Origin of the sequence: Ectopseudomonas toyotomiensis, assembly GCF_017167985.1 — a bacterium.
GTDB classification, from domain to species: domain Bacteria; phylum Pseudomonadota; class Gammaproteobacteria; order Pseudomonadales; family Pseudomonadaceae; genus Aquipseudomonas; species Aquipseudomonas toyotomiensis.
The window spans coordinates 1728299-1750882 of the sequence record NZ_CP070505.1; the positions used below are offsets into that span (position 1 = coordinate 1728299).

The 22584-nt window shown below is 62.8% G+C and carries 18 protein-coding genes; 11 read left to right on the forward strand and 7 right to left on the reverse strand.

What is annotated here, in order from left to right; genetic code table 11:
• Positions 1-78: 78 nt before the first annotated feature.
• The 5 genes from JWV26_RS07960 to JWV26_RS07980 all read right to left on the reverse strand — a co-directional run bounded on the left by JWV26_RS07960 (position 79) and on the right by JWV26_RS07980 (position 4838).
• Positions 79-1914 (reverse strand): Na/Pi cotransporter family protein, encoded by a 1836-nt coding sequence (locus JWV26_RS07960; protein WP_206419187.1) that lies wholly within the window; start codon positions 1912-1914, stop codon positions 79-81.
• A gap of 94 nt (positions 1915-2008) precedes the next feature.
• Positions 2009-2347 (reverse strand): multidrug transporter, encoded by a 339-nt coding sequence (locus JWV26_RS07965; RefSeq protein WP_072424888.1) that lies wholly within the window; start codon positions 2345-2347, stop codon positions 2009-2011.
• Between the two features lie 76 nt (positions 2348-2423).
• Positions 2424-3002 carry a lysophospholipid acyltransferase family protein gene (locus JWV26_RS07970; RefSeq protein ID WP_074917474.1) on the reverse strand — a complete coding sequence of 193 codons (579 nt, stop codon included), beginning with the start codon at positions 3000-3002 and terminating at the stop codon, positions 2424-2426.
• 45 nt (positions 3003-3047) lie between these two features.
• Positions 3048-3860 carry a bifunctional DNA-formamidopyrimidine glycosylase/DNA-(apurinic or apyrimidinic site) lyase gene (gene mutM / locus JWV26_RS07975; protein ID WP_072424886.1) on the reverse strand — a complete coding sequence of 271 codons (813 nt, stop codon included), beginning with the start codon at positions 3858-3860 and terminating at the stop codon, positions 3048-3050.
• A 111-nt stretch (positions 3861-3971) separates the two neighbouring features.
• Positions 3972-4838 (reverse strand): HDOD domain-containing protein, encoded by an 867-nt coding sequence (locus JWV26_RS07980; RefSeq protein WP_072424885.1) that lies wholly within the window; start codon positions 4836-4838, stop codon positions 3972-3974.
• A gap of 138 nt (positions 4839-4976) precedes the next feature.
• Here JWV26_RS07980 and JWV26_RS07985 point away from each other — a divergent pair, with 138 nt between their 5' ends.
• The 11 genes from JWV26_RS07985 to gloA all read left to right on the forward strand — a co-directional run bounded on the left by JWV26_RS07985 (position 4977) and on the right by gloA (position 21206).
• A complete protein-coding gene (locus JWV26_RS07985) occupies positions 4977-6176 on the forward strand; it encodes a class I SAM-dependent rRNA methyltransferase (protein WP_074917476.1) in 1200 nt (399 codons plus the stop codon).
• Positions 6177-6445: 269 nt separating this feature from the next.
• Positions 6446-7564 carry an ABC transporter ATP-binding protein gene (locus JWV26_RS07990; RefSeq protein WP_072424883.1) on the forward strand — a complete coding sequence of 373 codons (1119 nt, stop codon included), beginning with the start codon at positions 6446-6448 and terminating at the stop codon, positions 7562-7564.
• 34 nt (positions 7565-7598) lie between these two features.
• On the forward strand, positions 7599-8672 hold the full coding sequence (locus JWV26_RS07995) for an ABC transporter substrate-binding protein (RefSeq protein ID WP_206418772.1): 1074 nt from the start codon (positions 7599-7601) through the stop codon (positions 8670-8672).
• Between the two features lie 175 nt (positions 8673-8847).
• A complete protein-coding gene (locus JWV26_RS08000) occupies positions 8848-10083 on the forward strand; it encodes an ABC transporter permease (RefSeq protein WP_074917480.1) in 1236 nt (411 codons plus the stop codon).
• Positions 10084-10090: 7 nt separating this feature from the next.
• A complete protein-coding gene (locus JWV26_RS08005) occupies positions 10091-10945 on the forward strand; it encodes an ABC transporter permease (protein ID WP_074917482.1) in 855 nt (284 codons plus the stop codon).
• A 122-nt stretch (positions 10946-11067) separates the two neighbouring features.
• Positions 11068-12015, forward strand: coding sequence for an AraC family transcriptional regulator (locus JWV26_RS08010; protein WP_003464047.1), 948 nt, complete (start codon positions 11068-11070; stop codon positions 12013-12015).
• 124 nt (positions 12016-12139) lie between these two features.
• Positions 12140-13804: a ShlB/FhaC/HecB family hemolysin secretion/activation protein gene (locus tag JWV26_RS08015; RefSeq protein ID WP_206418773.1), complete on the forward strand. Its 1665-nt coding sequence runs from the start codon at positions 12140-12142 to the stop codon at positions 13802-13804.
• Between the two features lie 77 nt (positions 13805-13881).
• Positions 13882-17772, forward strand: coding sequence for a two-partner secretion domain-containing protein (locus JWV26_RS08020; RefSeq protein WP_206418774.1), 3891 nt, complete (start codon positions 13882-13884; stop codon positions 17770-17772).
• A 247-nt stretch (positions 17773-18019) separates the two neighbouring features.
• Positions 18020-19858, forward strand: coding sequence for a dihydroxy-acid dehydratase (gene ilvD / locus JWV26_RS08025; RefSeq protein ID WP_074917488.1), 1839 nt, complete (start codon positions 18020-18022; stop codon positions 19856-19858).
• Positions 19859-19981: 123 nt separating this feature from the next.
• On the forward strand, positions 19982-20440 hold the full coding sequence (locus JWV26_RS08030) for a metallophosphoesterase family protein (RefSeq protein WP_206418775.1): 459 nt from the start codon (positions 19982-19984) through the stop codon (positions 20438-20440).
• 238 nt (positions 20441-20678) lie between these two features.
• Positions 20679-21206, forward strand: a complete 528-nt coding sequence (gene gloA, locus JWV26_RS08035; RefSeq protein ID WP_017675905.1) for a lactoylglutathione lyase — start codon at positions 20679-20681, stop codon at positions 21204-21206.
• A 72-nt stretch (positions 21207-21278) separates the two neighbouring features.
• Here gloA and JWV26_RS08040 read toward each other — a convergent pair whose 3' ends face one another.
• Positions 21279-21926 carry a YitT family protein gene (locus JWV26_RS08040; RefSeq protein ID WP_072424864.1) on the reverse strand — a complete coding sequence of 216 codons (648 nt, stop codon included), beginning with the start codon at positions 21924-21926 and terminating at the stop codon, positions 21279-21281.
• A 126-nt stretch (positions 21927-22052) separates the two neighbouring features.
• On the reverse strand, positions 22053-22583 hold the full coding sequence (locus JWV26_RS08045) for a dihydrofolate reductase (RefSeq protein WP_074917491.1): 531 nt from the start codon (positions 22581-22583) through the stop codon (positions 22053-22055).
• Position 22584: the final 1 nt, after the last annotated feature.

The window sequence follows — 22584 nt, forward strand, 5'->3', positions numbered from 1 at the left end:
GTGGCCATAGCCCGTCAGAAGAAAGCCGGGGGTATCGAGGCCCACAAGCCCCGGATTTCATCCGGGCTACGTCTTGTGTCAGGAGAGCCGGATCAGGCTCTCCTGCTCCTCACCGAACTTGCGCAATTCGCGGAACAGCGCCTGCTCGCTCCCCAGCATCAGCACGTTGCGCAGGCTCTGGAAGATGCGGCTGACATAGCCCAGGTCGTTCATCAGCGAGCTGGTCTGCAGGCCATCAAGGTGGCCGTCGCGTACCTCGGCGAACAGACGCTGACGAAACCGCGCATCGAAGCTCGCCGCCTGCTCATCCAACCAACGCAGGCGTGACTGCCACATTTCGTCAGGCATGTCCGAGCGTGCCAGCTCACGCACCTCATGCAAGGTGGCGAGCAAATGGCGACGCAGTTCCACATAGGCATCGCGCACCGCCGAGGGTGGTGCGTCCAGATAATGGCCAAGGTTCTTCTGCAGGTGCTTGGCGTCCTTGACCGCATCCACCAGTTGCAGCGCCGCCAACTGGCAACTGACCCAGAACTGCTGATGCGCTTCATCCATAGGCAGCTCCATGCGCCCCATGAAGCTCAGCAGATCGCCATACACCCCCTTGATATGGAATTGGTACAAGTGCTCCGCGTCGAAGCCGCCCTGCGTGGGCTTGGCCTGCAGCAGTTGCTCATCCGCGTGAGCGCGCGCCAACTGATCAACCGGCAGATAGAGTGCATGGCAGATCACCTCCAAGCTCAAGCGACCAAGGTGCCCCAACTCCTGCACCACCGCGCCGGAAGCGGCATCCACCGAATCCAAGGCGCGCTCATTGAGGTAGCGCGCACGAGTTCGCTCGGGCTCGGCGACTTTCTCGCTCGCCAGTTCGGTGATCAGTACCTGTGGCTCGCTACGTTCCGGCAGCCAGCGGATCAACAACAACGCCAGGCGCCCCTGCAGCGGCCAGAACAGCGCGACGCCCATGGCATTGAACAGGGTGTGGAACATCGCCAGCTGAATAAGGCTGTTCTCACCCAGGCCCATCGGTTCGGCCAAGGTGTGAACCAACCATGTCAGTGGGCCGAGCAGACAGAAGGCGAGCGTGCCGGTGGTGATATTGAACAGCACATGGGCCAGAGCCAGACGCTGACCGCTACGATTGCCGCCCAGCGAGCCGACGAAAGCGGTGGTCACGCTGCTGCCGATGTTTGAGCCAATGGCGATGGCCAGACTCTGACTCAGCTCCAACTGGCCGCCCGCCAGCGCCGCCAGGGTCAGCATCAGCGTGGCGTGGCTGGACTGCAACACTACGGTGATCGCCATGCCGATGGCGGTGAACAGCAGCGCCCCGCGCCAGCCGCCCTCCTGATAGCCGGTCATGTCCAAGCCGTCGCCGAAGCTGGCGAAGCCGTCCTTGATCTGATCGATGCCGAGGAAGATGAAGGCGATGCCCAGCACGATGCGTCCGGCCGCCTTGCTCCTGGGGCCGAAAAAGCCGGCCAGCACACCGAACACCAGCAATGGCAAGGCCAACGGGCTGAGGCTGAGATTCTGCCCCGCCAGCGCCAGCAACCAGATACCGCTGGTGGCGCCGAGGTTGGCGCCGAACAGAATGGCGATGCCGCCCGCCAGCTGAATCAGCCCGGTGCTGATGAAGGCGATGGTCAGCAGCGACACCAGGGTGCTGGACTGCAACAGCAAGGTGCCGCCAACGCCGAACAACAGACTCTTGAAGGCAGTGGACGTGCTGCGCCCGAGTATCTGCTCCAGCTTGCTGCCAGCCAGTTGGCGCAAGCCCTCTTCCAGGCACTGCATGCCGAACAGGAAGATCGCCAGCCCGGCGCAGAGTTGCAGCCAGCCCTGGCTGAACCAGAACGAGGCGATCAGCCCCATTACCACCAGCAGCACCATCACCCAGCGCAGGGACTTCATCACCACCGCTTCTTCCTTTTCTCGGCGTTCAAACGCAAACGGCCCCTCGCCTTCATGGAGAGGCGAGAGGCCGCGACAAACGGATTACAGCGAATCAGTCTTGCTTGTAGCCGCTGCTGGTGCAGCCCAGGCAGCGTACGAAGGCTTCTTTGCCCGGCGCTACCACGAGGGACTGCGCTGCCTCGCCGACGTTGCCACCCAGCGCGGTGAATGGCAGGCTGACGATGAAGGCTGCAGCACCGATCGCAGTGGCGCCGATCAGCAGGGGGCGGGCGATGACCAGATCACCAATCATGGCATAGCCCTTGGGCGCCTCGACGGTGTACAACGGATCACCGCTGGCGTTCTGCTGAACCACTTCCGCTTGCGCCGATAGCGCCAGCAGGCCAGAGGTCAGCGCCAGGACAACGGCGGAAGTGCGGAACGCTTTCATGGATCGATCCTTCAGATTATTCGGGAAAGTGCCAGTAACTATAACAGCGCATTGATAATTGTCAGCGTGACGGACGTCAATCGCCGTGAAAGGCATATTCCGGCTTTTTCGGCACGTATGGACGAAAGAATGCCAGCATGGCCGCCAGGTCGGCTTGCTCGTCACCAGTTGGCTGGAAGGTCGGACCGATCACCACCCGTCGATTCTGGTAATCCAGCGCACCCAGCACTATGGGTACACCCGCGCCCAGCGCGATATGGTAGAAGCCCATCTTCCAGCGCTCGACCTTCTTGCGCGTGCCTTCGGGCGACAGCACCAGAATGAACTCGTCATGCTCGCGAAAGGCCTGAATGGCCTGTTCGACGGTGTTCAACTTGCGGTCCCGGCGAATCGCGATGCCGCCCCAACTGCGCATGAGGCCGCCGAAGGGCCAGCGAAAGATGCTGTGCTTGCCGAACCAGCGGGCGTTGAGGCGCAGTACGAACTTCAGCGCAATGAAGATCACGAAGTCCCAATTGGACGTGTGGTGGGCGCCGATGGCGACGAACTTGTCGAGCTTGGGCAACTCGCCCTCGATACGCCAGCCCATGAGCTTCAGCACGCTGCGCCCCAGCCATTCGGCGGCCGGATTGCGTGGCAGGTAGTTACCGGACATCGATCAACCTCGGTGTTTCTTATTCTTTTGGCAGTGTGGTCTTGCTCAACGCTGGCACTTGGGACAGTAGACACTCGCGCGCTGTCCCAACTTCACCTCACGCAACGTAGTGCCGCAGACCTTGCAGAACTCGCCGCCGCGACCATAGGCGAACAGTTCCTGCTGGAAGTAGCCGGGCTGGCCATCCCCGCCGACGAAGTCGCGCAAGGTGGTGCCGCCACGCTCGATGGCATGAGCGAGGATGCGTTTGATCTCCTCGGCCAGGCGCAGGTAGCGCGCCCGCGAGATCGAACCGGCCTCACGGCGCGGATCGATACCGGCGGCGAACAGCGCTTCGGTGGCGTAGATATTGCCCACGCCGACGACCACGGCGTTATCCATGATGAAGGGTTTGACCGCCATGCTGCGCCCGCGCGACATCTGGAACAGGCGCTCACCCTCGAACAATCCGCCCAACGGCTCAGGGCCGAGCTTGCTGAGCAGTTCGTGGCGCAGCGGGTCTTCGCTCCATAGCAGCGCGCCGAAACGCCGAGGATCGGTGTAACGCAGGGCCAGGCCCGATTCCAGCTCGATATCCACATGCTCATGCTTGGCTGCGGCCAGGCCACACTCGACCAGACGCAGGCTGCCAGACATACCCAGATGACTGATCAGACTGCCGACTTCGGCCTTGATCAGCAGGTACTTGGCGCGGCGCTCGACGCACTCGATTCGCTGGCCGGACAGGCGCACGTCCAGGTCTTCTGGGATGGGCCAGCGCAGACGGCGCTCACGCACGATCACGCGGCTGACGCGCTGACCTTCAAGATAGGGGGCAATACCACGGCGGGTAGTTTCGACTTCGGGTAATTCAGGCATGGCAATACGACAGGAAAACGGCGGTGCGCCACCTTAGCAGGAGCTACGCAACAAGCGGTAGGGTAAGCCGCCTGCCCGCTCAGTTGCACGGCGGCGCATCCCCACGAAGACTCAAAGCACCGCTAGATCGCGGATGCTTTCGCGCAGGTTCTCGAAGTCATACTCCGACAACCCCAGATACTCGAGAATCGGCTGCGCGATGTGCTGCCACTCCATGTCGATGGCCTGCCCGCCCTGCACGCGATGCGTCTCGCAGATATGCTCGGCCATCTTGAGAATGCCCAGCAGCGTCTTCAACTGAGCGTCACGCCCCGAGTCATCGCTGAAGATCGACAAGGCGTTGTGGTGGTTGGCGATGACCTCGCAGAGGTGCTCCGGCAGGCGCCAGGAGCGCGCGGTGAAATAGCCGACCACGGCATGATTGGTGGTCAGCAGACGGTTCTCGGTATCGACCACGCGGCGCTCGTCACTGGCACTGGCATAGGCTTCCTCCAGCACCTGCATGTAGTTGGGAAAGCGCTTGAGCATCAGCGGAATGCCGCAGTCGTGGAACAGCCCAAGGCTGTAGGCTTCGTCGGGCGAGTGATAACCGAGGCGCTTGGCCAGGGTCAGGCAGGTCATCGCCACGTCCTGGGCACTGTCCCAGAAGCGGTTGAGCACCAGAATCGCTTCGTCGGTCAGTTCGCCTTTGATCGACTGCGCATTGATCAGGTTGATCACGGTGTTGCAGCCCATCAGATTGACCGCCTGCTGGATCGAAGCAATGCGGTTGACCAGGCCGAAGTGTGGCGAGTTGACGATCTTCAGCAGCGCGCCGGACAGCCCCGGGTCCTGACTGATCAGCTTGGCGATGCTGCGCAGATCGGGGTTGGGCATGATCTGTTCCATCTGCAGATCGACCATGATCTGTGGTTGCGGCGGTACGCTGATCCCCTGCAGGACTTGCTGGATCTGTTCGGCGGTAAGTTCGTAGGTCATGAAAGAGGGATCGTGCAGGGTGAGAAGTAGCGCACAGTCTAGCCAAAGCACAGGCCAGCCCGCAGTCGACTTTTGTAACCGCCGGCCCCGCGTGCAAACCGCTATAATCCCGCTCTTTTCCCCGCGGAGCCCGAACTCATGTCTTCCCTGCCCAGTCTGCGCCTGAAAGCCAACGCCGACCGACGCCTGCGCGCCGGCCACCTGTGGGTGTACAGCAACGAGATCGATGTCGCCGCCACCCCGCTGCATGGTTTTGCCGCCGGTGACCAGGCTGTTCTCGAAGCCGCCGGCGGCAAGCCGCTGGGCATCGTCGCCATGAGTCCGAACAACCTGATCTGCGCGCGCCTGCTGTCACGCGACGTCAAGCACGTGCTGGACAAATCCCTGCTGGTGCACCGCCTCAACGTCTGCCTGTCGTTGCGCGAACGCCTGTTCGACAAGTCCTGCTACCGCCTGGTGTATGGCGACTCCGATCTGCTGCCGGGGCTGGTGGTCGACCGCTTCTTCGACATTCTGGTGGTGCAGCTGGCTTCGGCCACCATGGAGGCGCACAAGGACGACGTGCTCGCCGCGCTGATCCAGGTGTGCAAGCCCAGCGGCATCCTGTTCAAGAACGACTCCAGCGCGCGCGACGCCGAAGGCCTCGAGCGCTATGTGGCGACCGCCTACGGCGAGGTGCCGGAGTGGGTAGCACTGGAAGAGAACGGGGTGAAATTCGAAGCCCCGGTGATCGAGGGGCAGAAGACCGGCTGGTTCTACGACCACCGCATGAACCGCGCACGCCTGGCGCCCTACGTCAAAGGCAAACGCGTGCTCGACCTGTTCAGCTACATCGGCGGCTGGGGTGTGCAGGCTGCAGCGTTCGGCGCCAGCGAAGTGTTTTGCGTGGACGCCTCCGGCTTCGCCCTCGACGGCGTGGAGCGCAACGCCACGCTCAACGGTTTCGCCGAAAAGGTCACCTGCGTGGAAGGTGACGTGTTCGCCGCCCTGCGCGAACTGAAGTCCGCCGAAGAGCGCTTTGACGTGGTGATCGCCGACCCACCCGCCTTCATCAAGCGCAAGAAGGACATCAAGAACGGCGAAGCGGCCTACCGACGCCTTAACGAAACCGCCATGCGCCTGCTGAACAAGGACGGCATCCTGGTCAGCGCCAGCTGCTCCATGCACCTGGAAGAGGACAACCTGCAGAACATTCTGCTGACCAGCGCCCGCCATCTGGATCGCAACATTCAACTACTCGAGCGCGGCGCCCAGGGCCCGGATCACCCGGTGCACCCGGCGATCAACGAGACCCGCTACATCAAAAGCCTGACCATGCGTCTGCTGCCCAACAGTTGAGCAACCTGCACCTGCCGAGTGCGTTTCGGCAGGTGCCTCTTTCCCCCTCTCGCTGTTACCTCCCCCCACACCCGCCTCGCATCTCGCCCAGCATCGACTAGGCTTCAACCTGCATAGCTGAGCGCTATCAGCCGACCACCGGTTAACTGGCTTGCTTATTGCTTTTGGCTATCAACATAACGAACGCTCCCCACGAAGGGGGCGAATCGACTCAGAAGTTGGAGCCTTGGCCACGAGCTGACTCCATATTGCCGATAGCGGGGAGGACTATGACTGCGCAAGCTGGGAACGACGCGTTCCTGCGATTCACCAACGTCAAGAAGACCTACGATCACAAGACCCTGGTGGTCAAGGACTTCAACCTCAACGTGGCCAAGGGCGAATTCATCACCCTGCTCGGCCCCTCAGGCTCAGGCAAGACCACCTGCCTGATGATGCTCGCCGGCTTCGAGGACGTGACCAGCGGCGAGATCCTGATCAACGGCCGCAACGTCACCAGCATCGCCCCCTACGCTCGCAACATCGGCATGGTCTTCCAGCAGTACGCGCTGTTCCCGCACATGACCATCCGCGAGAACCTGGCCTACCCACTGAAAATCCGCAAATTGCCCAAGGACGAGATTCGCGCCAAGGTCGAGGAGTATCTCGCCCTGGTCGAACTGCAGGCCTTCGGCGGCCGTTACCCCGCCCAGCTTTCCGGCGGCCAGCGCCAGCGCGTGGCCCTGGCCCGCGCGCTGATCTTCGCCCCGGACATCGTGCTGATGGACGAGCCGCTCGGCGCACTGGACAAGAAACTGCGCGAGCAGATGCAGTTCGAGATCAAGCGCCTGCACGAGCAGCTCGGCTTCACCGTGATCTACGTGACCCACGACCAGACTGAAGCGCTGACCATGAGCGACCGCATCGCCGTGTTCAACAACGGCGTGGTGCAGCAATGCGCCGCGCCGCACGTGCTCTACGAACGCCCAGCCAACATGTTCGTCGCCGACTTCATCGGCGAGAGCAACAAGCTGCCCGGCGTGATCGAGGCGGTCGAGGCTGATCGCGTCCAGGTGCGCCTCGACGATGGCGGCCTGGTCAGCACGCTGAAAGCCAATTGCACCGAAGTCGGCCAGGCCACCACGGTGTCGGTACGCCCGGAAAAGCTCAACTTCACCGACCGCCTTGGCGACGCCGGCAACCAGGTCAAGGCCCGCTTCGTCACCCGCCACTACGTCGGAGAATACATTCGCTACCACTTCGAAACCGCCAGCGGCAGCGAGCTGGTGGTGAAGAATCTGAACGACAGTTCAGCCCCGCAACTCAGCGCTCAGGAAGAGATCGCCCTCGCCTGGCTGCCGGAAGACAGCCAGGCCCTGGACCGATCAGAAGTGCCGAAGACGCTCTGACCCCACAACTAGTAGAAGCAAATGGAGCACAGCAATGGCTAGATCACTGACTACCAGCTTTTCCACCTTCGCCCTGGTGGCGGCATTGGGACTCACAGCGGGCAACGCCACAGCCCAGGACAGCCTCACCGTGGTGTCCTGGGGCGGCGCCTATGGCGCGGCGCAGAAAAAACACGTCATCGACCCCTACCAGGCAGAGTCCGGCGTCAAGGTATTGTTCGAGGATTACTCGGGCGGCGTCGCCGAGATCAAGGCCCAGGTCGAATCTGGCAACATTCAGTGGGACGTGGTCGACTTCGAAGTGATCGACCTCGAGCGCGCCTGCTCCGAAGGCCTGCTGGAAACCCTCGACCACAGCGTGCTGCCGGCCGGCATCGACGGCACCCCGGCCACCCAGGACTTCATCCCCGAAGCCCTGGCCAGCGAGTGCGCGGTGGGCAATATCGTCTGGTCGGTAGTATTCGCCTACAACCAGAACACCATCGGCGGTACCAAGGCTGCCAGCATTGGCGACTTTTTCGACACCGCCAAGATCCCTGGCAAGCGCGCCATGCGCAAACGCCCACAGGTGAACATGGAATGGGCACTGATGGCCGACGGCGTCGCGCCTGAGGAAGTCTACGAAGTACTGGCCACCCCGGAAGGCCAGCAACGCGCCTTCGACAAGCTGGCCAGCATCAAGAAGGACATCGTCTGGTTCGACTCCTGGTCGCAGGCGCCACAACTGCTCAATGACGGCGGCGCGGTGCTGGTGCAATCGGCCAACGGCCGCTTCTACGACGCCATCGTGCAGGAGAAGAAACCCTTCGAAATCGTCTGGGACGGCCACGTCTACGACCTCGACGCCTGGGCCATCGTCAAGGGCACCAAGAAGAAGGACCTGGCCATGGAGTTCATCAAGTACGCCACCGGCTCCAAGCCCCTGGCCGGCATGCCGGACGTGGCCTACGGCCCGACCCGCAAGTCGTCCATGCCGCTGGCTGACCAGAGCGCGACGCCGCACCTGCCGACCGCTCACCTGGACAAAGGCATCCAGGCCGGCTCCGAGTTCTGGGCTGACTATGGCGAGTCGCTGGGCGAGAAATTCAACGAGTGGCTGTTGAAGTAAACGCCATCAGCTCCCCTCTCCCACTTGTGGGAGAGGGGTTGGGGGAGAGGGTATCGGCCTCACCAGATCCCCTTGATTGCGCTCGGCGGGTTACGCCGCGCCCATCACTCGCATCGCCTATCTGGCCAGGCGTCATGCGCGGCTAACCCGCCTTACAACGGATCGGAGTCATACCTTGTCATCCCTGACCACCAGCGAAGCCGGCCAAGCCGCCAGCGCCCGTCGCAAGAAACGCCTCGCCGCCTTTCTCTTCGTGGTGCCGCTGCTGCTGTTCATCATCGTCACCTTCGTCGCCCCGATTGGCAGCATGCTGTGGCGCAGCGTGTATCACCCGACCGTGGCCGAGCTGATTCCGCAAACCCTGGCCGAGCTCGAACGCTGGGAAGATCACAAACAACTGCCGGACGAAAAGACCCTGCAGGTATTCGTCAGCGAACTGCACGCGCTCAACGAGCAGCGCCTGTCCGGCAAGCTGTCCGAAGAGTTCAACCGCGCCTATACCGGCATGTCCAGTGTGGTCAAAGCCACCGCGCGGCGCATCGGCCGGATGGATGCCGAAGCGCTGTCCTCCGAGGGGGTCGAAGCCCTGCTCGCCAGCCATCGCAACTGGAGCAAGCCCGAGCTGTGGTACGCCATCGAGCGCGCCGGCAAGGTCTACACCTACGACTACTACCTGACGGCCCTGGACCTGGAGATGCACCCCGACGATGGCATCCAGGTGCGCCAGGACACGCAGATCTACCTGCAGCTGTATTCCAAGACCCTGAACATGGCGCTGGTCATCACCCTGCTCTGCGCCCTGCTCGGCTACCCGCTGGCCTACTACCTCGCCGGCCTGCCATCGAACCGCGCCAACCTGCTGCTGGTGCTGGTGCTGCTGCCGTTCTGGACCTCGCTGCTGGTGCGCACCACCTCATGGATCGCGCTGCTGCAGACCAATGGCGTGATCAATTCCACGCTCATGGGCATCGGCCTGATCAGTCAGCCCTTCGAGATGCTCTACACCTCGTTCGCCACCGTGGTGGCGATGACCCACATCCTGCTGCCGTTCATGATTCTGCCGCTGTACAGCGTGATGCGCGGCATCGACCCCAGCTACATGCGTGCAGCACTCAGCCTCGGCGACAAACCGATCCCGGCGTTCGCCCGTATCTACTTCCCGATGACGTTGCCCGGGCTCAGCGCCGGGGCGCTGCTGGTGTTCATCATCTCCGTGGGCTACTACATCACCCCGGCACTGGTCGGAGGTACCGACGGACAGATGATCAGCAACATCATCGCCTTCCACATGCAGCGCTCGAACAACTGGGAGCTGGCCGCCGCGCTGGGCTCGCTGCTGCTCGGGCTGATCCTGTTGCTGTACTGGGTGTACGACCGCTTCGTCGGCGCCAGCAACATCAAGTTGGGATGACGAGACAATGAAGATCCCTGCCTACTACGGTTTCTGGCACCATCTCGGCAACTGGCTGCTCAAGGTCAGCTCCTGGCTGGTGCTGCTGTTCCTGATCCTGCCGATCCTGGTGATCGTACCGCTGTCGTTCAACGCCGAGCCCTTCTTCAGCTTCACCGAGGGCATGCTCACGCTGGACCCCGAGGCCTACTCGCTGCGCTGGTACCGGGAGATCTTCAACGATCCGAAGTGGATACTGGCGATCAAGAACAGCTTCTTCATCGGCATCCTCTCCACCATTCTGGCCACGATTCTGGGCACCTGCGCAGCCGTAGGCCTGGCGCGCGACGAGATGCCGCTTCGCCGCTTCATCACCGCCCTGCTGCTATCACCGATGATCGTGCCGCTGATCATCACCGCCGCTGGCATGTTCTTCTTCTACTCCAACCTCGGCCTGGCCGGCGGCTATCTGGGTGTGATCCTGGCCCACGCGGCGCTCGGTACGCCCTTCGTCATCATCACCGTCACCGCCACGCTCACCGGCTTCGACTACAGCCTGGCACGCGCAGCGCTGAATCTCGGCGCCACGCCAGTACGCGTATTCTTCGACGTGATCATGCCGCTGATCCGCCCCGGGGTGATTTCCGGCGCGCTGTTCGCCTTCATCACCTCCTTCGATGAGGTGGTGGTCATCCTGTTCATGGCTGGCCCACAGCAACGCACCATTCCGCGGCAGATGTTCTCGGGCCTGCGCGAGCAGATCAACCCGAGCATCCTGGCCATCGCCACCCTGCTGATTCTGGTGTCCATCGCTTTGCTGGTAACCATCGAACTGCTGCGCCGCCGCGCCGAGCGGATGCGAGGGATCGAGATACCGGACTGATACCCGCCCCGAAGGGCGAACATGACGCAGAACGCTTCCCCTGTTCGTCCGAAGCCCATCACCTTTATTATCGGCGGCCTGCCCTGCCTATCCACCAGCTTCGAGCACGACACGCCCTGACCATGGATGCAACCCGAGACGTACATGAGCAGCGCCTGGTGGAGCAGGAGCATGCTCTGCTGTTCGAACGCCCGCATGCGGGGTCGCGCAAACCCTACGAACGGGACAAGCCACCGCCCCATGTGCTGGAAGACCGGCGCATCCTGCGCGCCATTCGCTACATTGAAGCCCACTTGGACCGGCCGCTCTCGCTTGATCGTCTGGCGGCTCGCGCCAGCCTGAGCACCTTCCACTTTCAGCGCCATTTCCGCGAGGTAATGGGCGAAAGCCCAAGCGAATACATTCGTCGCACCCGCCTCGACCGCGCGGCGATTCACCTGTTGATCTACCCGGAGTCGGTGCTTTCCATCGCGCTGTCCGTTGGCTACTCCAGTCATGAGGCCTTCATCCGTGCCTTCCATCGCCAGTTCGCCCTGACGCCCACCCAGTACCGTCAGTTCGCGCGCCAGGCCAGCATCCCCGCCACAGCTGAGGAACATCGTCGGGCAAGCGAAGTACAGATCACTCACCTTCCCGATCTGGCGCTGCTGAGCATGCGTTTCTACGGCAGCTATGCACGAGTTGCGGAGCACTGGCGACACTTTGCCGAAGAACTGCAACGTATCGGCTATCCATTGGATAACGCCAGGGCCATCGGAGCCATCACCGACAACCCGGAGATCACCCCCAACGACCTGGTGCGCTACGACTGCGCTGTGGTCGATCTCGGACTCCCCATCGGTGACGCCCCACTGAGCCGAATGAGGCTGCCAGCCGGACGTTACGCCTGCCTTCAACACCGAGCACCCTACAACCAGGTATTCGCGGCCTATCGCACCCTCGCCGTGGCCTGGCCGGAAAGCTCCGGTGAGCGTTTTGTCCCCCAGGGCGGCTATGAACTCTATCGCCAGCCCCCCTGGTCAGGTGATGCCACGCAATGTCTGGATATCGCCATCGGCCTGGAGAGCTGAGGCAAACACCGCAAGTTCTATCAAGCTAAATCCAGGTCACACGACCTAGGCTTCCTCTTTGTCTTCGGCCTGATGCAGATCACTCAGGCCTGGGCAGCCGTCTCCCAGAAGGAAGCTGATCGCCATGCGTGTTGCCACGAGCCTGTTGTCCGTCGCCTTGCTGGCCGCCGGGAATATCCTCACCAACTCGGCTCTGGCAGCCGTAGCGCCGGATGCTGGTCAGACCCAACAAAGTCTCGACCAGAAGCCTCTGCAGTTACCCAAGCGTCAATCCATAGACATCAATCTGCCCGACTCACCCGGTGATCAGGAGCAAAGCGCTGGGCCGAGCCTGCAAGTCACAGGTTTCGTCCTCGAGGGCAACAGCGCCATCCCCAATGAGCAACTGCTGACGCTGCTCGATGACCTGAACAATCGCACCCTCACACTTGGCGATCTGCAGGGCGCCGCCAATCGCATCACCCGCTTCTACCGCGAACGCGGTTACCCGCTGGCACGCGCCTATCTGCCCGCCCAGGAGATCGATGGCGGCATGGTTCGGATCGCCGTGCTCGAAGGCCGCTACGGCCAGGTGCAGATCAACGACCAGGCCGGCCTGGGTGGCAGCGCCCTCGCGCCCCTGGCGGCACTGCAAGCCGGCGATGCGGTGCAGGCCAGGCCGCTCGAACGCAGCCTGTTGCTGCTGCAGGACACTCCCGGCGTCGAGGTGAAGTCCACCCTGCGCCCCGGCACCAGCACCGGCAGCACCGACCTGCTGGTGAATATCGAGCGCGCACCGCTGCTGTCCGGCTCCATCGACGCCGACAACTACGGCAACCGCTTCACCGGTCAGTACCGCCTTGGCGGCACACTCAACATCAACAGTCCACTGGGACTGGGTGACCGTTTGACCCTGCGCGCCATGGGTTCGGACGAAGAACAGAATTACGGCCGCATCGCCTATCAGCTACCTGTCGGCCCCTGGTCGACTCAGCTCGGCGTGGCCTATTCGGACATGGACTATGAGCTGGCCAAGGACTTCGAAGACCTCGATGCCCATGGCAATGCACGCATCGCCAGCGTCTTCGCCCTGCAACCACTGATGCGCTCGAGGGATTTCAACCTCTATGTGCAGGCCCAATTCGACGACAAGCGCCTGCAGGACGACATCGACCTGTTCGACCAGCAGAGCGAGAAACGCTCGCGCGTGGTCATCCTGACGCTCAACGGCAACAGCCGTGACACCCTGCTCGGCGGTGGCATCAACAGCTTCGCCCTGGCCTGGAGCCAGGGCAGCCTGAACCTCGACGATGCCACTGCGCAGCGTATCGACGACCTCACTGCCGGCACGGCCGGCCGCTTCCACAAGCTCAACCCCAGCCTGGTTCGCCTGCAACGCCTGAGCGAGCGCTTCAGCCTCTACACCCAGCTGCAAGGCCAATGGGCCGACGGCAACCTCGACAGTTCGGAAAAGCTCTACCTGGGCGGCGCCTACGGTGTACGCGCCTACCCGCAGGGCGAAGCCTCCGGCGACCAAGGCTGGCTGGCCAATCTCGAGCTGCGCTATGCGCTGACCGATGCCTGGCAGCTCAGCACCTTCGTCGACCATGGCCAGGTGCGCCTGAACAAGGACAGCTGGGCCTCCGGCGAGAACCATCGCAGCCTTTCCGGTGCCGGCCTGGGCGCACGCTGGGCGGCCCACGGCTGGCAGGTCAGCGCCGTGACCGCGTGGAAACTGGGCAACAGCGAGCCGCAGAGCGATGTCGACCGCAGCCCGCGCGTATGGGCACAGGTGGTGCGCTTCTTCTAACGCTGCAAACCCTTGATGGTTACACCGCAGGCCGAAACGCAGCACTCCGCAGCCAGACGATTGATAAGGGGACATCCATGAACCGCAGCTACGCTCTAATCTGGAACCACGCCCTGGGCGCCTGGGCCGTCGCCCATGAACACGCCCGCAAACGTGGCAAGGGCGCCGGTGCGGTATTGGCGACAAGCCTCGTACTGGCCGGCTCGACCTTCGCCGCCGACCTGCCCACTGGCGGTCAGGTGGTCTCCGGCAGCGGCAGCATCAGCCAGCCCAACGGCCAGCAGATGGTCATCGATCAAGCCAGCAACAAGCTGGCCATCGACTGGCAGAGCTTCGACATCGGCAGCGGTAACAAGGTGACCTTCAACCAGCCCGGAACCGACTCGATCGCCCTGAACCGGGTGCTCGGCGCCGACGGCTCGAAGATTATGGGCCAGCTCGATGCCAATGGCCGGGTGTTCATCATCAATCCCAACGGCGTGCTCTTCGGCGCCGGGGCGCAGGTCAACGTCGGCGGTCTGGTGGCTTCCACCCTGGATCTGTCAGTGAGCGATTTCGAAGCGGGCAACTACGCCTTCAAGGGCAACGGCAGCAACGCTTCGGTCATCAACAATGGGCGCATCAGCGCCGCCGATGGCGGCAGCGTCGCCCTGCTCGGCGGCACGGTCAGCAACAACGGCGTGATCGTCGCCAACCAGGGCACGGTGGCCCTGGCCGCTGGTAATTCGGTCACCCTCGACTTCGCGGGTGACGGCTTGCTCAGCGTACAGGTCGACGAGGCGGTGAAGGACGCGCTGGTGGAAAACCGTCAGTTGATCCAGGCCGACGGCGGCAACGTCATCCTCACCGCCAGCGCAGCCGATGCGCTGCTGCAGACGGTGGTCAACAACGAGGGCGTGATCCAGGCCCGCACCCTCGGCGAGAAGGAAGGCAGGATCGTCCTGCTCGGCGACTTCGACGGCGGCACAGTGCAGGTCGCCGGCACCCTGGATGCCAGCGCGGCGGATGGCGGCAATGGCGGTTTTATCGACACCAGCGGCGCCCATGTGCAGATCGCCGCGGGCACGACCGTCACCACCAAGGCCACGACCGGGCAAACCGGCACCTGGCTGATCGACCCGACCGACTTTACCGTCAGCGCCGGCAGTGCCAGCCAGACCCCCAGCGGCATCGGTGCCAGCACCCTCAGCGCCAACCTGCAGAACACCAGCATCACGCTACAGACCGTGGCGGGAGGCAGCGAAAACGGCGACATCAACGTCAATGCTGCCGTGAGCTGGAGCGCAGATACCACGCTGACGCTCGATGCCCACGGCCGCATAAACGTCAACAAGGACATCACCGCCAGCGGCGACAATGCAGCGCTGGTGCTGGCCTACGGCAACGGTTACAGCCTGAACCAGGGCGCCCGCGTCACCCTCTCAGGAGGCAATGCCGGACTGAGTCTCGGCGGCGTCGACTACACCCTGATTCGCGACCTCAGCGCCCTGCAAGGCATTTCGGGAAACGGTCACTACGCGCTCGCCATCGACCTCGATGCCGCTGCGACCAGTACCTGGAACGCAGGAGCCGGCTTCGCTCCCATCGATGGCTTCAACGGCACCTTTGCCGGCCTCGGGCACACGGTTGACGGTCTCTTCATCTATCGCCCCAATAACGGGGTTATCGGTATGTTCGGCCTCACGGCAGCCACCATCCGCGACCTGACCCTCTCCAATGTTTCCATCACTGGCATTGGCACGGTAGGAGGCCTAGTGGCAAGGCTGAGCGGTGGCACCATGACCAATACCCATGTCACCGGCCAGGTATCCTCGCTGGGTGATCAGGTCGGCGGCCTGGTGGGCCTGAACGATCAAGGCTTTGTTAGCCAGTCCTCCTCCACAGCGACGGTCAGCGGGGCGAGTGAGGTAGGCGGCTTGATCGGCCGTAATCGTGCGGCCTCGGTCACGGACGCCTATGCAACGGGAGCGGTAACCGGTACGGGTGATGCTATCGGCGGGCTGATCGGCAGCACCGTGCAGGGCACCACATTGACCAATACTTACGCCAGCGGCCGAGTGACCGGCACTGGCGGGCTGGTGGGGAACGTTGACGGCTCCGGCGCCACGGTCACCAACAGCTACTGGGACATGGACTCCACCGGCCAAGCAAGCAGTGCAGCCGGCACTGGTATCGACTCCACCAACGCCCGCACCCAAGCCACCTACGCCGGCTTCGACTTCACCAACACCTGGGTGATGTTCGAAGGCGATACACGACCCATGCTGCGCGGCGAGTACTCGACGACCCTGTTCACGCCCCACGCCCTGCAACTGATGGCGCTGGATCTGTCAGCCGACTATCGCCTGGGCACCGACCTGGATCTCGGTGCCGCGCTTGCAGCAGGCGGTAATGGCTACTACGGCGATGTCTGGGGAGTGGCTGGGTTCAAACCAGTGGGCAACTCCAGCACCCCCTTTACCGGCTCGCTGGATGGTCAAGGCCACCTGATTCGCGACCTCAGGATAAATCGCGCAAACGAAAGCGAAGTGGCATTGATCGGGCAGACAGCCGCCGGGGCGCAGATTCACGACCTGGGACTGGTCGGTGGCAGCGTTCATGGCGGATTCAATGCTGCCAGCCTGGTAGGCATCAACTACGGCGGCATACTGAGCGACCTTCATACCAACGTCACCGTCAGCTCCACTGCACGCGGTGCTGGTGGCTTGGTGGCACGCAACCGGGACAACGGCATCATTCGCAACAGCTATGCCACTGGCGATGTAAGCGGCGCGGAGAACGTCGTAGGTGGGCTGACCGGAGAAAACTGGGGCCTGGTAGAAAATTCCTACGCCACGGGAAACATCAGCGGTGTCGTAATGACCGGCGGCCTGGTGGGTGCCAACACCGGCACCATCCGCAATGCCTATGCCACCGGTCAGGTACAAGGCACAGAGTATGTAGGTGGTTTGGCCGGTTATAACGGCAGCCTGATCGAATACACCTACGCCACTGGCAGCGTGACCGGGGTGACGTCCGTAGGGGGGTTGGTAGGCAATATAGCAACCGGACGCGTAGCGGACTCGTTCTGGAACACCGACACCTTCACCGGTCCCGGCGCGGGCAGCATTGGTGGTGTTGCGACTGTGGAAAATCTACTCGGCCTGGACAGCACAGCGTTACGCGACGCCTCCAACTATGCCACCTGGAACCTGGCCACCAACGGCGGCAGTAATGCAGTCTGGAGGATCTATGAGGGGCATACTGCGCCACTGCTGCGCAGCTTCATGCAGAGCGTGACCGTCACGGCGACGGACATTGGCAATAAAACCTACGATGGCCAGAACAGCGGCACCAGCGGATACACAACGGACCTTGGCGATACCCTGAATGATGATCTACTGCTTGGTAGCCTGACCTACTCCAGCGCCTCGCAGAACGCTGGCAGCTACAGCACCACCGATGGTGGTCTCAGCCTGGACGGGCTGTATTCGGGTCAGCAGGGCTACGACATCAGCTACGCCGATACCACCCTGACCATCGACAAGGCCGCGCTCACCGTCACCGCCGCTGATGCCAGCAAGACTTACGATGGCCTCGCCTTCAGCGGCGGCAATGGCGTCAGCTACAGCGGCTTCGTCAATGGCGAGGATGCCAGCGTGCTCGGCGGCAATCTTACCTATGGTGGCAGTGCTCAGGGTGCAGTCAATAACGGCAGTTATGCTATCAGCGCCCATGGTCTGACCTCTGGTAACTACGCCCTTACTTTCGTAGACGGCACCCTGACCATCAGCGGCCAATCCCAGGGCCAGCCGAGCAACCCGGCGGTAGAAATACCTCAGGCCTATAGCGATATTCTCGCCGCCACTCAAAGCGACCCGGATAGCGAGGCGAGTGCTCCGTCATTCAGCCCAGACGAACTCTATCGAATCGCCGATAGCGGCATCCGGCTACCGGAGGGCCTTGACGGCGCGTCGCGAGGCAATTGATCACTGCATCACCCCACCACCCCGAATCTGACGGATCACCAGCGATGGTGACCGTCAGCAGCCTTTCCCCTGGCGCCTACTGCGGCGTAGAATCGAGGTATTTCCCGCCAGGCATCCTCCGGCGGGCCTGTGAGCCCTGGCCGCGCGAACGGTGATCCCGTCTCGTCATGCAGCCCACGACACGCGGTGACCTGCCGCCCACGACGCTCACCGCCTATATAACCGAATTAGCCGCAGGATCATCGTCATGCCTGACTACCGCTCGAAGACCTCTACCCACGGCCGCAACATGGCCGGCGCCCGCGCCCTGTGGCGCGCCACCGGGATGAAGGACGAAGACTTCAAGAAACCGATCATCGCCATCGCCAACTCCTTCACCCAGTTCGTGCCCGGCCACGTGCACCTGAAGGATCTGGGTCAACTGGTCGCCCGCGAGATCGAGAAGCACGGCGGCGTGGCCAAGGAATTCAACACCATCGCCGTCGACGACGGCATCGCCATGGGCCACGACGGCATGCTCTATTCGCTGCCGAGCCGCGAGATCATCGCCGACTCCGTGGAGTACATGGTCAACGCCCACTGCGCCGATGCCATCGTCTGCATCAGCAACTGCGACAAGATCACCCCCGGCATGCTGATGGCCGCCCTGCGCCTGAACATCCCGGTGGTGTTCGTTTCCGGCGGGCCGATGGAAGCCGGCAAGACCAAGCTGGCCAATCACGGCCTGGATCTGGTCGATGCCATGGTCATCGCTGCCGACTCCAGCGCCTCCGACGAGAAGGTCGCCGAGTACGAGCGCAGCGCCTGCCCGACCTGCGGCAGCTGCTCCGGCATGTTCACCGCCAACTCGATGAACTGCCTGGTCGAAGCCCTGGGTCTGGCACTGCCAGGCAACGGTTCGACCCTGGCCACCCACAGCGATCGTGAACAACTGTTCCTGCGCGCCGGTCGCCTGGCCGTCGAACTCTGCCAACGCTACTACGGCGAAGGCGACGAGTCGGTACTGCCACGCAACGTCGCCAGCTTCAAGGCGTTCGAAAACGCCATGACGCTGGACATCGCCATGGGCGGTTCGACCAACACCATCCTGCACCTGCTGGCTGCAGCCCAGGAAGCGGAGATCGCCTTCGACCTGCGCGACATCGATCGACTGTCGCGCAAGGTGCCGCAGCTGTGCAAAGTCGCGCCGAACATCCAGAAGTACCACATGGAAGACGTGCATCGCGCTGGCGGCATCTTCTCCATCCTCGGCGAGCTGGCGCGTGGCGGCCTGCTGCACACCGAAGTGCCCACCGTGCACACGCCGAACATGGCCGAAGCCATCGCCCAGTGGGACATCACCCAGACCCAGGACGAAGCGGTTCATCACTTCTTCAAGGCAGGCCCTGCTGGCATCCCCACCCAGACCGCGTTCAGTCAGAGCACCCGCTGGCCGAGTCTGGATGATGACCGCGAGAATGGTTGTATTCGTAGCGTCGAGCACGCTTATTCCCAAGAGGGTGGACTTGCGGTGCTGTACGGCAACATCGCCCTCGATGGCTGTGTGGTGAAGACGGCCGGCGTCGATGAGTCGATCCACGTCTTCGAAGGCAACGCCAAGGTCTTCGAAAGCCAGGACAGCGCGGTCAAGGGCATCCTCGCCGACGAAGTGAAGGAAGGTGACATCGTCATCATCCGCTACGAAGGCCCGAAAGGCGGCCCGGGCATGCAGGAAATGCTCTATCCGACCAGCTACCTGAAGTCCAAGGGGCTGGGCAAGGCCTGCGCCCTGCTCACCGACGGTCGTTTCTCCGGTGGTACCAGCGGTCTGTCCATCGGTCACGCCTCGCCGGAAGCTGCAGCAGGCGGTGCCATCGGCCTGGTCAACGATGGCGACAAAATCCTCATCGACATCCCCAACCGCAGCATCAACCTGCTGGTGAGCGATGAAGAACTGGCCGCCCGCCGCGCCGAGCAGGACAAGAAAGGCTGGAAGCCTGCCGCACCGCGCACCCGCAAGGTGACCACGGCACTCAAGGCCTATGCCCTGCTGGCCACCAGCGCCGACAAGGGCGCGGTGCGCAACAAGGCGATGCTGGACGGCTGATTCGTCAGCCCACACCAGAGAAAAGCCCGGCCTGGTTTGCCGGGCTTTTTGTTGACGGAAGGTTTTGCATCCGACGCTGATCGCCAGCAAGCTGGCTCTTACATCCATGCTCAGGAGCCCATCATGCGTATCGGCCTGATCGCTGACACCCACAATCTGCTGCGCCCCGAGGCGCTGGCAGCGCTGCAAGGCGTCGATCATCTGATCCATGCCGGTGATATCGGCGGGCCGCACATCCTGACCGAACTTGAGCGCGTCGCGCCGCTGTCGGTGGTACGCGGCAACAATGATCAGGACAGCTGGGCCGACGCCATCCCCGAGCGCCAGACGCTACGCTTCGGCGCCATCGCCCTGCATGTGCTGCACGACCTCAAGCAGCTGGATATCGACCCGGCAGCTCAGGGCATCGACGTGGTCATCGCCGGGCATTCACACAAGCCGTTGCACGAGGAACGCAACGGAGTGCTCTATCTCAATCCCGGCAGCGCCGGGCCGCGGCGCTTCAAGCTACCCATCGGCGTTGGCATTCTGCATATCGAGGATGACCAGACACGGGCCGAGCTGATCAGGCTGGAGGTCTAATGCGGGTGCTGGGATTGGTGGGCTGAAGCGGATCGCCGCCCCGCCCACCCTGCTCGATTGGGCATGGCTGTAGGGTGGGCTTCAGCCCACCATTCAAGACACCACGCCAGCAAGGCAGATGAAAGAGTCCCATCCACCCTGCTGTGACATTCGACCTTGAAAAACACCATGGGCGAAGCCATCTAGGCAGATACGGCCGCTCAGCGCCGACCCCATTCCGTACCTGATGGAGAACCCCATGACCCTCGACGAGCTCAACGCCATTGCTGGCGTGACCGCCAAGCCTGACGTCGCTACCGCCGACTTCGTCTACAACCACACGATGATCCGCGTGAAGGATCTGCAGAAATCCCTCGATTTCTACACCCGTGTGCTGGGCTTCACCCTGCTGGAGAAGAAGGACTTCCCCGATGCCGAGTTCAGCCTGTACTTCCTCGCGCTGATCAACGACAAGTCGCAGATCCCGGCTGACCCGGCAGCTCGCCATCAGTGGCGCAAGTCGATCCCAGGCGTGTTGGAGCTGACCTACAACTACGGCACCGAGAAAGACCCGGAATTCTCCTACCACAGCGGCAACAGCGACCCACGTGGCTTCGGTCACCTGTGCGTGTCGGTGCCGGACATCAAGGCGGCCTGCCAGCGCTTCGAAGACCTCGGTGTGGACTTCCAGAAACGCCTGACCGACGGCCGCATGCGCGACATCGCCTTCATCAAGGACCCGGACGGCTACTGGGTCGAGATCATCCAGTTCACCGAAGTGATCTGATTCTCGCGTCCGCGACAAACGAAACAACGAGGGGCTGCCTCCAGCGAGGCAGCCCCTCGTTCGTTGCGGGGTTCAGCTGACGCCAACGTAACGGTCCGCCCGGTGATTGATCGCCAGCACCAGATTGAGCATCACCGCCCCCAGCACCGAGAGCAGCACCTTGTCTGGCGACACGACGAAGATCGCCGCCAGCACGATGCTCGCATCGATGGCCATCTGCACGGTCCCCGCACGGAAACCGAAGCGCTCCTGCATGTACAGCGCGAGAATGTTCACCCCGCCCAGGCTGGCGCGGTGGCGGAACAGCATAAGCAAACCCAGCCCCATCGCAGCGCCACCGAACAGCGCGGCATACACGGCGCTTAGATGGGCGAAGGCGACCCACTGCGGCGTCAGCTCGGCCAGTAGCGAAACCAGCATCACCGCGCAGCCCGTGCGCAAGGTGAAAGCCCAGCCCATGCGCCAGATGCCCAGCAGGTAGAACGGCAGGTTGACCAGGCAGAACACCAGACCGAACGACCAACCAGCCTGGTAGTTGGCCAGAAAGGCGATGCCGACGGTTCCCCCCGTCAACAACCCCGCATGGGCGTAGAAGGCGATGCCCAATGCCACCAGAGCGGTACCGAACAGCAGGGCCAGCGCATCTTCCCAGAGTGGATGGCGCACGAAGAGTGCAGCGACGGCGCTCGGGCGCTCGTCGACGGGTGATTGCTCAGTCATGACAGAACCTGCATCAGGATGCACGAAAGAAAATTACGGCAGAGGCAAGGCAAGGCAAGGCAGTGGCCATCACGGCGCGCCAGGGAATCTGTCTGGCGGCAGAGATGGCCGGAAAGCTCGGTGAGGTTATGCGCCGCGGCGCTCCCACACTTCGAAGGCGTAGAACGGTGTCTCGGCCGAAGCCGGGTGCTCGAGGCTGGAGGTCATGCGCCAGGTAGCCTCGTCGACCTCAGGGAAGAAAGCATCGCCTTCAGGGTCGAGGCCGACACGCGTCAGGTACAGGCGATCAGCCTGGGCCAGGCCCAGCTCATAGAGCTGCGCGCCGCCGATCAGCATCAGTTCCTCGGCATTCTCTTCACGTGCCCAGGCGTCGGCTCGTTCGATGGCCTCTTCCAGCGTCGCGAATACCTCGGCACCTTCCAGGGTCAGGCCCGCCTGGCGACTGACCACGATGTTGAGCCTGCCCGGCAATGGCCGACCGAGTGAATCCCAGGTCTTGCGCCCCATGATGATCGGCTTGCCGAGCGTCAGCGCCTTGAAATGCTTGAGGTCCGCCGGCAGGTGCCAGGGCAGTTGGTTGTCGCGACCGATCACGCGGTTGTGCGCGAGCGCGGCGATCAGGGAAAGGGGTAGAGTCATTTTCATGAACGCGAGCATA